Below are 15,875 nucleotides of genomic sequence, written 5' to 3'. Positions count from 1 at the left end.
ACAATCTTCCAGACGGTGGGAGGTCTGCTGAATGCTATTCAGCCCCAGCATAGCCGCACTTCCTTTGATCGAATGAGCCGCCCGGAAAACTTCGTTGACCATTTCCGGGTCTTCCAAGGTACTTTGGAGGTTCATTAACCCCTGCTCAATCGTATTCAGATGGTCTCTGGCTTCTTCGATGAAGTAACCTAAAATCCGCTGTTGTTGTTCCGGCAGCATAATAAAACTTCTGAGTCCTGAGTACTGAGTGGTCTGTGGTCATTTACTAATGACTAATAACTAATGACCAATTAATTACTTGGATTCGAGGGTTTCCACGCGGAAACGCTCTACGGAGGAGATCAAGTCGCCGGAAACACCTACTAACAGTTGTAGGGCTCCAGAAACGCGCTGGGCTTCCTGGGAGGTTTCTTGGGCTGTGAGTTCCACCGATTGCATAACATGGGCTACGGCACGGGAAGTTTCCGTTTGTTCTACTGTATCGCTGGTAATGGAGCGCACTAGAGTATCAATTCGATTCGCTACTTGAATAATATTTTCGAGCGATCGCTTGGCTTCTTCTGCCAATTTAGTGCCTTTAATTACCTGTTGTGTGCCTTCTTCCATTGCGGTCATGACTGAGCCTGTTTCGCTCTGGATTTGCATTACAATCTGTTCAATCTCTTTTAAAGATTTGGCTGATTTATCTGCTAGTTGACGCACTTCATCGGCGACAATTGCGAACCCACGTCCGGCCTCACCAGCTCTGGCTGCCTCAATACTGGCATTGAGTGCTAGTAAGTTTGTCCGGGAGGCAATTTGAGAAATTAACGCCACAATTTTAGAAATTTCTTGGGAAGATTCGGCTAGTCGTTTCACCTTGCGGGTTGTTTCCGCTACCGTTTCCCGAATTTCTAAAATCCCTGCTACAGTATTTTCCACTGCTTCCCCACCTTTGAGAGCGATCGCGCTGGCATCACCGGCCACGATTTCTGCTTCTCGTGCGGCTTCAGCGATCCTTTTTATACAGTCAGTCATCACCTGTACAGAATTTAAGGTTACTCCTAACTCTTCTGCTTGTCGCAAGGCATCACTAGATAAGGCTCTCGCAAATGTTTCTGAGTTAGTTGCACCTTTTGTCACCTCCTTTGCTGCTACTGTTACTTGTTGAACAATATCCCGGAGGTTTTGAATTGTCAGGTTAAAAGCATCGGCAACGGCTCCTAATACGTCGGCTGTCACTTCAGCTTGAACTGTCAAATCACCTCTAGCTGCGCCTTCTACGTCATCCAGCAGGCGAATAACTTGGCGCTGCAAGTTTTCTTTGGCTTCTTCTTGTTCCACCGCTTTACGTTGGGCATCCGATGTAGTTGTAAAAATTACACGTGCCATTTCATTAAAGCCAGTAGCCAAGCGCCCTAATTCATCTTCGGAATATACCGTAGCTTGCACATTCAAATTACCTTGACGGACTGCATCAAATTGAGCTTGCAGATCCTTGGTGGTACGGCGAATTTGCTTGAGCGTCAAACTGCCCATAAAGGCTGCTGTACCGAAACCAGCAATACCCGCAGCTAGTGACATAGCCCAGCCTGTATTCCTCACTGATGTTCGTTGTTCTGGTGGAGCAAAGTTGATAGTTGTAAAGCTAACTGTAGCTACAACTAATGCTGAGAAAATACCTACTGTGCCAGCGACAAACCAGGGCTTCACGTCTAGGGAAGCATTTTCTAAAGGTGCTAACCAGCCTTGCTCAATGCTGACGTTTGGTACTGCTTCCGAGTCATCTGTTTCGATAAACGTCGGGGCTGCTTCTTGTACGCCACTATCTGAACCGGTAATGGAAAATAGTTCATCGTCCCGATTCGTTTCAGGGTGAATACTATCGCTGGGTTGATTTTGGGCGTAATGGCTCGCGTCTTGACTGGGTTTGCTACCACTACTGTTTAGCGTCCCCGAAAGCATGGTGACATCATCAAAGCTAGAATCTGTTTCTGCGACATCAAATTCGGGAATGTTCGTTAAATCATCAAATTCACCAAAGTCATCTAAAAAATCGATATTACTTTGAGAATTTTCGCCATTTAGGAGATTGCTTGTTTCTTCTTCAGATCCAAAAGCAGATTGAAATGCCTCGAAATCAAAATCATTATTAAAGTCGTTTATATCTACCGTTGCATCATGAGAAATTTGCTGGACTCTAGGCGAAGAACTACCATTAAGACTGGAAAATTGTTCTTCAACTTCTATTTTCTCTAACCAATTACTAGACTCAGATTCAGGAAAATCATCTTGAAAATTGTGGCTCAAGTCATTAGGTGCTGTCGAACCATGCTTAAGATTCTCCTGTTTCATTAGTAAAACTTCGGTTTCTTCTTCCTGGGTATATGTTGCTTGCAGGTCGTAATCTGCTATATTTACATCTGCTTCTGACTCTTCAGTCACCAGTTCAGGAGTACTTGCTGAAATATGGCTCGTTGAAAAGTCAATTTCGGCAAAAGCGGCATCATCTACATTTTCATCATAAATTAGGTCAGTTCCGTCCTTAGACTCATCTGTGACAGTATCTGACAAATTACTACTATTTTCTGGCTCCTTCACCCTTTCGGCTCCAGTCTCCTCTTGCCAGAAAAGGGGTAAATCTAATTCAACCTGCTCATCTTTGATGTTGGCATGAGATTCTGCCTCACTTTGATTTTGATTCACAGCAAAAGGATCTTCGTTAAATGGTGCTGTGGAATCTGGTGTTGGATTAAATGAAATAGTCTCTGAGGGAATTTCAAATGGATTGGCGGATAGCTGTTCTACATCTACAAATGGCGGTAGTGGTTCTAAGGAATTTAATTCAAGGCTGTTGTTATTTAGGTGGGAATTTACTCCCAAGTCTTCTAATTCTGGTGATTCAGGTTCTAAATCATCAGAACTTGCGGTAAAAATACTTGGTTCTGGTTGATGATTCTGTCCAGTATCAATCTCTGGCTCTAGCCCTTCTTGGGCTAAATTGATATTTGCTAAACCACCATTAGCAAAACCAATAATTTCTTTATCATCAGACAATTGCAATACTTTTTGGTACTCTTCCTGTGCAACATCGTACTGCTGCAAAACGTAGTAGATATGACCCCTTAATAAATGGCAGTTAGGGTCATCTGGCATATTTTGCAGCACTTTGTCAACTAAAGTGGCAGCGATGTCATACTTTTGTTGTGCATAGGCTGTACAAGCCTGATTATATGAATCTAGATGATCGTTTAAACTAGTTGCCATTTACTACCTCCCAATTTCATCCTGCCCACCTCGCACTCCGCAAAATTGCCATTTGATCTAGCAGTCTTAAACACTGTTTATTATTAGCATCTATTAACCACTCTCCACGTAAAAACGGAGTCATAGTATCCGGTAAATTAGTTGGAGGCATTAAATTCTGGATATCTAGCCAGTCCATACCACCAATTTTTTCTACCGCCAAACCAACGATTGTGTCTTGTTCTTCAATCGCAATCACCGGAATTTCTGCTTTATCTGTATTTAATGCGGTTGATTCACCCAGAAATTGACCCAAATCAGCTACCCAAATCACTCGACCTCGTAAATTTAGAGTACCCAAAAGTAAAGGAGAAGCATTAGGAATCGGGGTGATTCTATCAGGGCTAAGTTCCATAACCTCTCGAATCCCAGTGGCGGGTAGTGCAAACTCCTGCTCTGAGGGAATATAAAACCGCAAATGTAATTCACCTTCAGGACTCTCTACTTGTAATTCTGGCCGAAACTGGTCTTGACCACTACCACTTAAAAAGTCTGGCTTGCTAACCATATTGTTTTCATCCTCGCAGCAGTTGTTTGACTGTTCCTACCAATTCGGTTGGTTGAAACGGTTTGGCTATATAAGCATCCGCACCCTGCTTCATACCCCAGTAGCGGTCAAATTCTTCACCTTTAGAAGAACACATGACCACAGGGACATTTTGGGTTTTTGGGTTAGATTTTAACCGACGACACACTTCATAGCCGTTCATTCGAGGCATGACAATATCCAATACCACTAAATCTGGAGGGGCAGATTGAATTGCCTCCAATGCCTCTACTCCGTCATTGGCATGGGTAACTATTAAACCACTTGCTTTCAGGAGGTCTGTAATCATCTCCCGTTGTGCGAGACTGTCTTCCACAATCAGAACTGTACTCATAAATGCCTATCTACCTCCTGATGTAGAGGTTCCTTCTTGGAACATTCCCTGATCCCCCCAAAAATATTTAGTGTATAAATTAATTTTATTGTTTCACTAATGTATTAGATAATAACCCGGTACTTGAACCAGCTGATTCTGTAATAACATCTTTTGACCAAGATTTTATGGAATTAGTAAGTGTGACATTTTGTGAGAGTCCCTGAATAAGATTGTACGTTTACATATTTTTCTACCAGCATGAGTAACTCAGTATCCCCAAAGGGCTTGGTTAAATAGTCCGTCGCTCCCACCATCGTCGCTCTGACACGATCTATAAATTGATCTTTACCAGTTAGCATGATAATCGGTATATTTTCAAATGCGGTAGAGTGCCGCAGCATGGCACAAATTTCGTAACCATCCAATTCCGGCATAGCAATGTCACAGAGGATTAAATCTGGCTGGAGTTGAAAAATTAGACTAATGGCCTCTAAGGGATTAGTTAAAGCGATCGCTTCGTATCCCTGTGGTTTAAGGATAGACTCTACAGTTTCACAGATTGTTTTGGTATCGTCAATACATACGACTCGCACTTGCTCTTTGTCATCAAATCTTGACTTTTTGGGACGTTTCGGGGCATCATTTGTATGATAATATACTAATTGTAGCCAACCCTGTTGCACGTATGGATATATTGCTTTGGCAACTGTTAAGATATCTCGATTTAGATGTCGCGCCAGCTGACGCAAGGTCGTCTTACCATCTGCCCAATGTTTGAGCTTATTGATGGTTGCTTCTGGAAGTGAAGATTGCAGTTGAACCATATCAGCCAGGACTGGTAATTGTTCAGAAGACTGAATATGTGGATAAAGCTGTTTCCATGCCTGTATTTGATGTGTGACTTTGTATATTAAGGGGGCAATTTCTAAGCTGGTTAGTTGCGGTGTCAGCGTTGCACCCTGCCGAAAAATGAAACTACCCTGGTGTAAACTCAGCAAGTCAAAGAGCGCTTCATACACCAAACTGCGAATGATACTATGGCCTATCTTGGGATCGATGATATTCCGTTCTAATAATGCCCAGAGATAGCCATATTCTGGTGCATTCTGTGAACCAAGGGAAGCCAGTTGCTGTTCATCAAGTCGCGTTTCGATACGGTAATGACGTAAATAATCATCAATCCGTGACAAATTCGGATCGCCTTGTTGACAGTAAATAATTTGACCATTAAGAAAGAAGACAAACCAAAACTGTTGGTCGCTGTTCCACCCGTGGTGATGTCTGGCTGTTTCGTGATTTGTGAGTTTGTCGCTATTGTGAAAGCAGGCTTTCACCAAAAGTTGCCCAGTTCGCTGTCCTAACTCAATCAATTGCAGGATACTGCGAATATCAATTTCATTTAAATTTCCCTGCATTGAGCTTCAAGGTTCTCCTGATGATTCCAGTGACATTTTCTGTTAAATTTGTTCATTATAAGGTTCTACTTTTTTAGCAGATGATTCGGGTATTAGTACTCAACATCTTATTTCCTTTACAACTAGTCTCTATCAGGGTATATATTTAGCTCTTTTCCGTAAAATTTTGTAATAATTTTTCTTAAACCTAGTGTTAACACGGAAGTCATGATTAGTGCCATCAGGACAGAATGTAAAAGCGGAACCAAATTTTTGCTATAAATATCAAGACGTTGATCTTAGGTTAACGAATAGTTTTGTCTGTGTTTATTTCCTTAAATTTAGGTAAAATTGAAACGAATTAGCAGTATTATCTCAGATATATTCCCCAAAACGGACATCAAGTACACAAGAGGACAAACGGTGTGCTGTATTTAGCAGAAGTACAAAAGCAGAAAGGCGGCTTACTCAGTGGTGGAGCTAAAACTGAACTAAAACTGCTAGCGTGTCAGCGAACCGACCAGAATTGGAGTACTGTGTCGGAAGACGCAATTAGTGCTGAGGACGCTAGTAAGTTAAATGATGGCGCACTGGTGCTGGTGGAATTAAATCCGAATCGTCAAGTACAGAGGATTCAAGAAGCTGGAAGACCATTAGTGAACATTTTGCAAAATTTTTCCCGTCAATTGGAAAAATTTAAGCTCAAGGAAGATGAAATTGACCAGTGGAAGGAGTCATTAACATTTCAGGCGCAAGAAATGAACCGCCGGGAAATGGATATGGAGGCTCGTTTAGAACATTTACAACAAATGGAGGAAGAGTTTCAACGTCTGGATTCACAGAAACAGGAAGTTGCAACCAACCGCGAGCAAATTTTACAGTTACAGGCGGATATTGAACGTAATCGTCAGGAACTAGAGGGAGCTTGGGAGCATTTACGGGGTGAACAACGCCGCTTAGAGGAATCTCAAACTGGTTCTCCACAGGGTCAAGTTTTAGATGAAGAGCAAAGTCGAATGATGAGCGAGTTACTTGAGCGCTTGTCTAATAGAGTTGCACCCACGGAAATTGTCAGGGAACACCTGAACCTAGCTCTGGAATTAGTCGAAAGCCAGCAAGCTATTTTAAATCCATATTGGGAAAAACTAGAGCAGCAAAGAACTGTAGCGACTCAACAAGAAGAAGAAATTAAGCACTTATCGCAAACTTTAAGCGATCGCCAAACAGCATGGCAACAAGCACGGGATTTTCTCGCAGAGCAAAAAGCTCAATTAAAAGTGAATACCGCCACTCTGGCCAGTAAGGAAAATTATGTGCAGATAGTTAAAGAGCAGTTGCAACATCAAGATATGTTACATCAACAAATTCGCTCTTTAGCTGCTACTTCTAGTGATGTAGTACTAAGTCAGCAAGTTGATGTAGAAGCTCTAGAAAATATGTCTTTGGAAGAGCTACAACAAGTAATACAAGACCTGAAGTATAAGTTGGAAATGGATTCTAGTTTTGTCCATGATCAGGAGCAAGAACTGACATATAAACAAGAAACCATAGAAAAACTGCAAAATCAAATCAACACCCCAGGTGAAGAAGACACAATCAATTTGGAAACAGAACTGGCGGACGAAAAAGACCTCTATCAAATGTTGAATGAAACATTGGTAGGACAACGCCGCAATTTACAACAACGGCAAAAATTAATTCAGCAACATGAAAATATACTTTTGAAACGACAAGGAAATGCTGTCACCCAGACAGAAGAAGATAGTCAAGTTGACTTTGCGCCAATCTTGTTACAAATGAAAACTCAGCGCCAGCAACAGTCGCAAGAATTGGAAAACTTAGAACATGAAATTTCCCAGATACGTGCTGCTATTGAGATGGATCAAGGGATGATTGACAATCAAATTCAAGAGCAGAATGAAAAGCAGCAAGAATGTCAGGAAATAGAAACAAACTTGCTATCACTGCGAACAGCAACTGCTGAATGCTGGGGTCGTGTGAATCTTTATCAAGAAATGTTACAACCAATTCAAGATCGTCTCGACGGATTACGACACCAGCTGGAAGAGATTGCGGAATCTTTAGCTCAAGTTCAAGAAACTGGTGAGCATCAACTCCAGACTATTAATGAAATGCGTCACACTCTCCAAAATTTGATGACTCATTCAGACTTACTGGCTTCTTAGTGAGTGCTGAGTATTGAGTTCTGAGTGCTGAGTTCTGAGTGCTGAGTTCTGAGTATTGAGTGCTGAGTTCTGAGTTTTGAGTGCTGAGTTTTGAGTGCTGAGTCAAAAGTTAAGATTAGTGACGCAAATCCAATCCCCTTGGACTTGAGCGATCGCACCCCCAGGAAATGGATCAGTTTGTGAACGGTTTGGCGCTATAATCAAAGCCGTTAATTTTTCAATATGTTCAAAGCTGGGTGCGTCAGTGAGAATTTGTTGTAATATTTGCCTGATGACGCGACGTTGCAGCGCTAAAGGTGCTGTCTGTAACACCCGACGATTTAACCTCAATTCCGCCTCATTTTCCCCTTGCACTGCCTCCTGTTTCAACTTCCGGGCAGTTTGTTCTAAATATTCCACTTCGGCTTGCAGCAGTTCTGCTGTTTGGGCTAAGGCTGATTCGACTTTGGGGTTAAAATTTGTTTGTAAATATGGAATTAACTCTTGGCGAATGCGGTTGCGGGCATATTTAACATCTTGATTGGTAGAATCTTCCCAAACTGGGAGATGAAACTCTTGACAAAATTGCGCTGTTTGTGGACGAATTATTTCTAAAAGCGGGCGCACTAAAAAAATATCCGCAGTTAACGGCCGTTGCCAAGTTAATGCTTGTAACCCATCACTACCAGTCCCGCGCATTAAATTGTACAGCAGAGTTTCGGCGCGATCGCTGGCTGTATGTCCTGTAACGATATACTGATAATTATTTCCTTGAGCGATCGCACTCAAAGCTGCATATCGCCAATTACGTGCCGCCGCTTCACTATTTAACGGCTGTGTTGCCGTTTCTAAATAAAAAGATACACCCCAGCTTTTCGCTAATTTTTCCACATGATCAGCATTAGCTTGTGAATCAGTACGCCAACGATGATCACAATGAGCGATACCTAAATCCCATTGCCATTTGGGTTGTAAGTCTAACAACAATTTAATTAAACACAAAGAATCTTGACCACCAGAAACCGCAACCAATAGCCTTTGCTGACGCTCAAATAAGTGGCGTGAGCGAATGGTACGATGTATTTTTGCGTGTAGAGGAGTCCATACCATCTTTGTTAATTAACCGCATATAGCAACGTGCTGAGTTCTGAGTATAAATTCCTTGGTAGTTGCTAGACAAATCCAGATGTTTTTTATTATCTATGATTGGCTTTGCATCTTTTCAAGTTGTTGATAAATTTCCTCCAAGGGAAATTCTGGCTCATCAGGACAAAATTCTAAAGAAAGTCTCACTTTTCCTTTCTTCCAACCCTCAGCACTAAATTTTAAAACTTCACAATCTAATCCTTGGCTATACAGACTTTCTTCAGTTGTCCCTTCTGCGCCTAAGTATTGTTTAATTGCTGATATCAAATCATGAACTTTAAATGTGCCTGAAACATCTAAATTATTAAAAATATCTGGTTTTACATACACAACTTCATCATGATTTAGTCGCTCAAATCCATTTTCCATATAAATCTCCTATCACTAAGTCTATAGTTTCCATAGAGATAGATGTTCAGCCCAAATAAATAATACTTTTCTTAGATAGATGGCGTTTAATTAAATGTATTAATTAACTCATTGATCCAATAAATACCTGAATATGAGCTTAATTCACCCTAATTTTTTAGTGCTTACATTTTATCCATATTCCTTTATTTTGACAATTAGCCGTTAAATTAAAATTAATAATGGGAAGAGTAAATTATTAGACACAGGCGCAATATTAATTTCAGTTCCCAGAAATTTTGGTATCTGAAGTTACGCATTTTTAGCAACTTACAATGTTGCATTAGATAGTAGAACCTATTCACGAACTGTTAAAAAATCCTCATTCTCCTTCTGGAAGGATTGAATTTTTTCCCACGCATCCCCACGAGGGTGGTATTGGAGTGCATCCAGAAAAACTCAATGCGCGAGTCATTGCACTAGGAAAAAGTTTGGCTACAGGTCGGGACTTCAATCTAGTGGTAGCACTCGACCACTATACAGACGCACAGGGTAATCGAGTCGGGCGTGTAGTCGCTAACTCCAGTTTCCACCATTTCGTAGATTACAACTGGGACATTAATCAAGGCTGTCCCACATTTGTGGATGAATTACCAGGAGATGGGATGAAAACAGAACCACGTGCTTTAGAAGATATTAAAGCTTATGTGCGTAATGTTGCTTTCTGGCTAACTGAATAAATATGAAATTTTCTATAAAACGGAAAGAGACGCGATTCATGCGTCTCTAAAAATATGGGTTGTGGACTGAACTGTATTGATTTAGAAAAACCAACCGTAAGAATGTAAACCTTTACCTAAAAGATTCACACCGAGATAGCAAACCCAAACGACAACAAAGCCACTGGCGGCTAAAATTGCGGGGCGACGACCTTGCCAACCGCGAGTAATTCGGGCGTGGAGATAGGCGGCAAAAACTAACCAAGTAATTAACGCCCAGGTTTCTTTGGGGTCCCAACTCCAATAAGAACCCCAAGCTTCATTAGCCCAAACAGCACCGGCAATAATGCCAATAGTGATCAGGGGAAATCCTAGTCCAATGACGCGATAACTGATATTGTCTAGGGTTTCAGCTAGGCTAAGACGCTGTGGCGAAAGTAGTTCTTCGGCAGTTGCGACAGTAGGCAACTCAGTAGCTGTGATCAAATTTAAAACAGCAGTATTACCCTTGCCATTATTATTTTCAAAGCGAGAAAAACCATTATTTTCCGTCGGGGGTGTCGCTGGTTGAGTAACGAGTTCACCAGCTTTGTGCAAGCGGTAGCCGTTGCTGCGATAACCGCCAGTACCAACAGAACTGCCTTGGAGTTGGATATTTTGACCGCGAGTCACAATTAAAAAGGCGATCGCTAATAATGATCCCACCATTAAAGCGGCATAACTCAACATCATCACACTAACGTGCATCATCAGCCAATTAGACTTGAGCGCAGGTACTAAGGGTTCTGCTGATTGCATTTCTGATGGCAAAGTTAAGGCAGCAAAAGCAGTTATCCCCATTGCTACAGGTGCAGTCACAACTCCTACTAAGCGGCTACGGCTAGTATTCTCTGCAAACAGATGCACAGCAGTAATACCCCAAACTAGGAAAAATAGGGATTCGTACAGATTACTGAGAGGAAAATAACCAGCTTCGATCCATCGCGCCCCTAATAAGGTAGCTATACACAAATTAGCGATCGCCATCCCCGCAGTTCCCAAAGTCGCCAGAGCGGGTACATTCGGAAAAGCTGCCCCTCCCCAATACACCAGCATTGTGAGAAATAATACAGCAAAAGTGGCATTATCCAGCCAGTTCTGGAGTTCAACCAGATTCATAAAGTGTTCTCCCCAGTTGATTGATTAAAATATTGATGCTGACTGTTCTGATCCTATCCGTTTACAGAGCCATAACATAGGGTTTTTAGTCTTGTTTCCGGATTACTCACTTTTGTTTGTAAAAACGCGATTTACTTGACACCCAGAGAGGAACTAGGAAAAACTGCTGAAGTTTCACCTTTTTTGAGGACTATAAAAATGTCATAACGAGTACTGCGATTGTCGCTAACAGCAGATGTCACTCCAATTGAGCTGGTAGCATCTAGAAAAATTTGTTGGCTAGGAAATAAACTATTGAGAGTAAAATTTTTCACAGCCATTTCCATATCCAAGAAAAATTGCCCATTTGTCGGGTTAGGTTCTGTGGGAACAGTTTGCTGAAATGGCAGATACGCAGCTAGAGTTTTATCAGGTTTAGGGACAATTTTATCTGTGATGGGAGCGCCCACTACCAAAAAAGCAATATCATCATCTAACCAACCACGACTGGCAGTTAAAGTATCAAAGGGTGTAATCCAATTCACCACTGGTTGACCAGCAACTTTACCCGGTTGAATCTGGAACTGGTATTGATTTTTCATCACCTCATCCAGTTTCTTTAAAGATGCTTCAGCTGACTTACGTAAGCTTTTGCCGTTAGAGGCATCCTTTGCTTGTACCATAAATAACAAACCTGCTCGGAAATCCTGAGCAGAATTATCATTTGAGCTATTGGGAATCACTGAAACAGAAAATTCACCTTGCATCCAACTGAGAAAATCTTGATCTAAATCCATCTCAGTCAGTGACTTGACACCACCTCGCAGCTGTTCTGGTGAGATGGGGGAGAGGGGATTTTTTTGTGATGTTAAGACATAATCTTCCCAAAACCGTTGTAAGTTTCCGCCAGAAAGCATCATTAAGGTTTCGGCTGGTACACGGTTTTGCATTGTCCCAGCATTGTTTTCCACTTTCAGGACACGCTGACTATTGGGATTTAGCCAGGAAATGCCTTTGAAGCGTATTCCTTTCGGTTCTAAGATCATCGACCCTGCTAAACCTTGGTTATTTTGTAGTTGAGCTAAAACCTGAGCAGGTAAAGCACGGTTAGGAGCCGCAGCAGCTATTTTAGCGGCTATGGGAACGTTTAAATAAAACTGAGCAAAGGATTGAGAACTGGAGATTTTGGGAAAGTTTTCCACAAACCCTGCCACTGCTGCTAGGGATGCTTTACCTTGATATGTATCAATTACTTGTTCTGTGGCTTGGGGATGATCAGTGATCACTAAAAACCGTTCGTCAAGTAATGCAGATGAAAGCTTTTCCCCTGATTGACTGTCAGTTTGTTTAATGGTGATTCCCTGATACGTGCGCTCAATCCATTTACCTTTTTTGAGGGTTTTGGGTTCTGCCAAGATGCTTTTAGCTGCGTCTAGGTTTTTAATGGGTAATACCATTACCATCGACTGTGGAGCGTTAGCAGCATCGCCATTGTTCTCTACTGGTTTGAGTGCAGGTTGAGTTGGTGGGGACAAAATTGCTAGGGTGACTTCATCGCCCACCCAAGGAGCAATATCTTTCTGGAAGTCATAACCATTATTAGTGAGAAAGCGATCGCGCAATTGGACTAAATTTTTCTTTATTTCTGCTTGAGCTTGTGTTGTTCCCAATTCCTGCAATTTTTGCCATTCTTGAGGATTTGTAGTTAAAGAAACCGTAAATAGGGCATCTTGAGGAATAATATTTGCGCCTACCGGCAAGTCTTTATAAGATGTTTGTCTCAGGTTTAAAAACCAGTATGCGGCACTGCCCACACCAATTAATAATCCAGCCGCTAATAGTGTTAGCATCAGAGACGGTTTTTTTGTTTTCTTTTTTATAACAGACACAATAGGCAGGGACATCGAAAGCAATACCTCATCCTTTTGTTACATTGAGCAGACAAGTTTTCTGGGATAGTTCCTTGATGGATCAATTCTGCAACAATACATCCATTCTTCCCAGCACTTTGAGAGTATAACTTACTCTCAAAACCTGCAAGCCATGACCGAAAGAGGCAGGGGTGCAGGATGCAAGGGGGAGTAAGAAATTAATTTAAACTTCCGGTTACTTAACAACCATTACTCTTCTTTTACGATGTGAGTTTTTGCACTATACGGTCACGAATTTTATCTATTGTTGTCTTTAACTAATACTAAGTGGCTCCATCTTTTCCATGAGCAGAATTCAGTTTTGTGTCTCCCAAATATTTGGTTAAATAAGGCGAAAAAACTTCATATATTAAAGTTAGAGGCTGTCCATGATGCCAAAACAAGTAATGACGACCCCAAAAAGGACCCGAAACCTCAAAACCCGACTCTAGTGCAGCTGAGTAGCCGTAGTATATTCCTTGAATATCTCGATATAACTCTGTCCGGATGCGAGCTAAACTCGCCCAAATTGGTAGTGACCGATTTTGCAGAAACTCATCTATATGACTTGCTTCCCACCATGAAGTGGCATAACCTAATCGCTGGCCTGATGCGGTACGCAACCATACCTGTCGTCGCAGTCGTGGCCCTGGTACAGCTTGAATTAAGTCGGGTGCATGATCTGAGTTCATCCCAATCAACGACATATCAATCACATCCACCTCTGTCGGTTCTCCGGTGAGTAATTGTAAATGTCTTGTAGGCGAGCCGTCACCTAAAAGTAACAATTGCCACGGTGGTGCTAACTGTGAGTGAGGCAAACTGTTTTGGATCACTTCTTCTCCACCTTGCCAAATCGGAGTGAGGCGATGCCATGCTGTCGGTAATGTTGAGTTGTTTGTGCTTGTAAAAGTTGCTGTCAATTTTCTTTACAAAAGTTCATCTATCTCTATCAAAGCACAAAAATTTTGCTTTCAATAGCAAGCTCACAAGTACAGAGATAATTTTTGACCCAGAAATCGTAAAAGGACGCGATCGCGTCCTTTCGACTCAAAATAAGCACATAAAAATGCGGATGGCGAGACTCGAACTCGCAAGGCAAAGCCACACGCACCTCAAGCGTGCGCGTATACCAATTCCGCCACATCCGCGCTGATTGTCCAGAAATAAAGCATAGCACAAAAAAATAAAAATAGTGAGAAAATACTGAGATTTAGCAAAAATTACCAAAATTTTCAATGGAAGTGAAAACAAATCCTTGAAAGGATGATATATCAAGAGCAAAAATCCAGTGGCTTTTTAACTAAGATGCAAACCGCACTCAAAAAAGCCTAATTCGGCAAACTGGCTCCAGACTAGCAGATGCAATATTGTTAATCTAGTTAAAATCCGTCAAGACACCGCAGCCAAATCCCCTCTAAACTCTGCTCAGGGCAAGGCTAAAAAAACTCCTGTCATAATTTGAGATAAAGCGAAAGCATTGTGGCAAATGGGATGGGAGACAATAACTATCTACGGGTACTAATATCGAAGCTAAAAAATGAAGTTTGACAAAATATTAATTGCCAATCGGGGAGAAATTGCCCTTCGCATTCTCCGAGCCTGTGAAGAAATGGGCATTGCCACCGTTGCGGTTCATTCCACCGTTGACCGAAATGCTCTCCATGTCCAACTTGCCGATGAAGCGGTTTGCATTGGCGAACCTGCTAGCAGTAAAAGTTATTTGAATATTCCCAACATTATTGCTGCTGCTCTGACACGTAATGCCACCGCCATTCATCCTGGTTATGGATTTTTATCAGAAAATGCCCGATTTGCGGAAATCTGTGCTGACCATCATATTGCCTTTATTGGCCCGACTCCCGAAGCAATCAGGCTGATGGGAGATAAATCCACAGCTAAAGAAACCATGCAAAAAGCTCTGGTTCCCACAGTACCCGGTAGTGATGGCTTAGTAGAATCAGAGCATGAGGGATTGCTAATTGCCAAGGATATGGATTATCCGATAATGATTAAAGCTACAGCTGGTGGCGGCGGACGAGGAATGCGTTTAGTCCGTTCTGAAAGCGAATTTGTTAAACTTTTCTTGGCGGCCCAAGGGGAAGCGGGAGCAGCCTTTGGTAATTCTGGCGTTTATGTAGAAAAATTTATTGAACGTCCCCGCCATATTGAATTTCAAATTTTGGCAGATAATTACGGTAACGTCATCCATCTGGGTGAAAGGGACTGTTCGATTCAGCGCCGCAATCAAAAGTTATTAGAAGAAGCTCCCAGTGCAGCACTTGACCCAGAACTACGAGACAAAATGGGACAAGCAGCTGTGAGAGCTGCTCAGTTTATTAATTTTACTGGGGCTGGCACAGTTGAGTTTCTTCTAGATCAGTCTGGTAAGTTCTACTTTATGGAAATGAACACCAGGATTCAAGTTGAGCATCCTGTGACAGAGATGGTTACAGGAATAGACTTAGTTGCCGAACAAATTCGCATTGCCCAAGGGGAAAGACTGAAAATTACCCAGGATCAAGTAGTTTTGCGGGGTCATGCTATTGAATGCCGCATTAATGCTGAAGACCCTGACCATAATTTTCGACCCGCACCGGGACGTATTAGTGGCTATCTTCCTCCTGGTGGCCCAGGTGTTCGCATTGATTCCCATGTTTACACCGATTACCAAATCCCCCCTTATTATGATTCCCTCATTGGTAAATTAATTGTTTGGGGTCCAGACCGAGCCACTGCAATTAACCGTATGAAACGCGCCTTGCGAGAATGTGCCATTACCGGACTTCCTACCACCATTGGATTTCACCAAAAAATCATGGAAAATCCCCAATTTTTGCAAGGTAATGTCTACACCAATTTTGTCCAAGAGATGAATCTTTAGGGAGTGGGGTGTGGGGAGTGTGGG

12 protein-coding genes, 1 tRNA gene and 1 pseudogene are annotated in these 15,875 nt (G+C 42.0%); 3 read left to right on the top strand and 11 right to left on the bottom strand.

The window, feature by feature from the left end; genetic code table 11:
* From VB654_RS17620 to VB654_RS17600, 5 genes are all read right to left on the bottom strand, one after another.
* Positions 1-219 (bottom strand): Hpt domain-containing protein (locus VB654_RS17620; RefSeq protein ID WP_323215113.1); only part of this gene is annotated, 219 nt, incomplete at its 3' end.
* 75 nt (positions 220-294) lie between these two features.
* Entirely contained in the window at positions 295-3,246 is a 2,952-nt protein-coding gene (locus VB654_RS17615; RefSeq protein WP_323215112.1) for a methyl-accepting chemotaxis protein, read from the bottom strand.
* A gap of 16 nt (positions 3,247-3,262) precedes the next feature.
* Positions 3,263-3,793, bottom strand: a complete 531-nt coding sequence (locus VB654_RS17610; protein WP_323215111.1) for a chemotaxis protein CheW — start codon at positions 3,791-3,793, stop codon at positions 3,263-3,265.
* A gap of 7 nt (positions 3,794-3,800) precedes the next feature.
* Entirely contained in the window at positions 3,801-4,166 is a 366-nt protein-coding gene (locus VB654_RS17605; RefSeq protein WP_323215110.1) for a response regulator transcription factor, read from the bottom strand.
* Positions 4,167-4,339: 173 nt separating this feature from the next.
* The gene (locus VB654_RS17600) at positions 4,340-5,563 is read right to left on the bottom strand and encodes a response regulator (RefSeq protein WP_323215109.1); all 1,224 of its coding nucleotides are present in this window, start codon (positions 5,561-5,563) and stop codon (positions 4,340-4,342) included.
* Between the two features lie 404 nt (positions 5,564-5,967).
* Between VB654_RS17600 and hmpF the strand changes: the two genes are divergently transcribed.
* Positions 5,968-7,728, top strand: a complete 1,761-nt coding sequence (gene hmpF, locus VB654_RS17595) for a pilus motility taxis protein HmpF (RefSeq protein WP_323215108.1) — start codon at positions 5,968-5,970, stop codon at positions 7,726-7,728.
* A gap of 102 nt (positions 7,729-7,830) precedes the next feature.
* Here the strand turns inward: hmpF and tilS are convergent, their stop codons facing one another.
* Complete coding sequence (gene tilS, locus VB654_RS17590; RefSeq protein ID WP_323215107.1) at positions 7,831-8,817, bottom strand: tRNA lysidine(34) synthetase TilS; 987 nt, start codon at positions 8,815-8,817, stop codon at positions 7,831-7,833.
* Positions 8,818-8,907: 90 nt separating this feature from the next.
* Positions 8,908-9,222 (bottom strand): KGK domain-containing protein, encoded by a 315-nt coding sequence (locus VB654_RS17585; protein WP_323215106.1) that lies wholly within the window; start codon positions 9,220-9,222, stop codon positions 8,908-8,910.
* A 329-nt stretch (positions 9,223-9,551) separates the two neighbouring features.
* Between VB654_RS17585 and VB654_RS17580 the strand changes: the two are divergent.
* Positions 9,552-9,941: pseudogene (locus VB654_RS17580) on the top strand (hypothetical protein); the annotation flags it as partial.
* An 81-nt stretch (positions 9,942-10,022) separates the two neighbouring features.
* Here the strand turns inward: VB654_RS17580 and ccsB are convergent.
* From ccsB to VB654_RS17560, 4 genes are all read right to left on the bottom strand, one after another.
* A complete protein-coding gene (ccsB, locus tag VB654_RS17575) occupies positions 10,023-11,078 on the bottom strand; it encodes a c-type cytochrome biogenesis protein CcsB (protein ID WP_323215105.1) in 1,056 nt (351 codons plus the stop codon).
* 131 nt (positions 11,079-11,209) lie between these two features.
* Positions 11,210-12,961, bottom strand: coding sequence for a DUF3352 domain-containing protein (locus VB654_RS17570; RefSeq protein ID WP_323215104.1), 1,752 nt, complete (start codon positions 12,959-12,961; stop codon positions 11,210-11,212).
* Positions 12,962-13,251: 290 nt separating this feature from the next.
* On the bottom strand, positions 13,252-13,890 hold the full coding sequence (locus VB654_RS17565) for a chorismate lyase (protein ID WP_323215103.1): 639 nt from the start codon (positions 13,888-13,890) through the stop codon (positions 13,252-13,254).
* A gap of 147 nt (positions 13,891-14,037) precedes the next feature.
* Positions 14,038-14,118, bottom strand: a tRNA-Leu gene (locus VB654_RS17560).
* 389 nt (positions 14,119-14,507) lie between these two features.
* On the opposite strand from VB654_RS17560, the gene accC reads away from it, so the two are divergent.
* Positions 14,508-15,851, top strand: coding sequence for an acetyl-CoA carboxylase biotin carboxylase subunit (gene accC, locus VB654_RS17555; protein ID WP_323215102.1), 1,344 nt, complete (start codon positions 14,508-14,510; stop codon positions 15,849-15,851).
* The last annotated feature ends 24 nt before the right edge of the window (positions 15,852-15,875 follow it).

It is taken from the genome of Nodularia sp. UHCC 0506 (assembly GCF_034931045.1).
In the GTDB taxonomy this organism is placed as follows: Bacteria; Cyanobacteriota; Cyanobacteriia; order Cyanobacteriales; family Nostocaceae; genus Nodularia.
The sequence above is the reverse complement of the archived record's forward strand: the minus strand, read 5'-3'. Positions and strand labels throughout refer to the sequence as shown.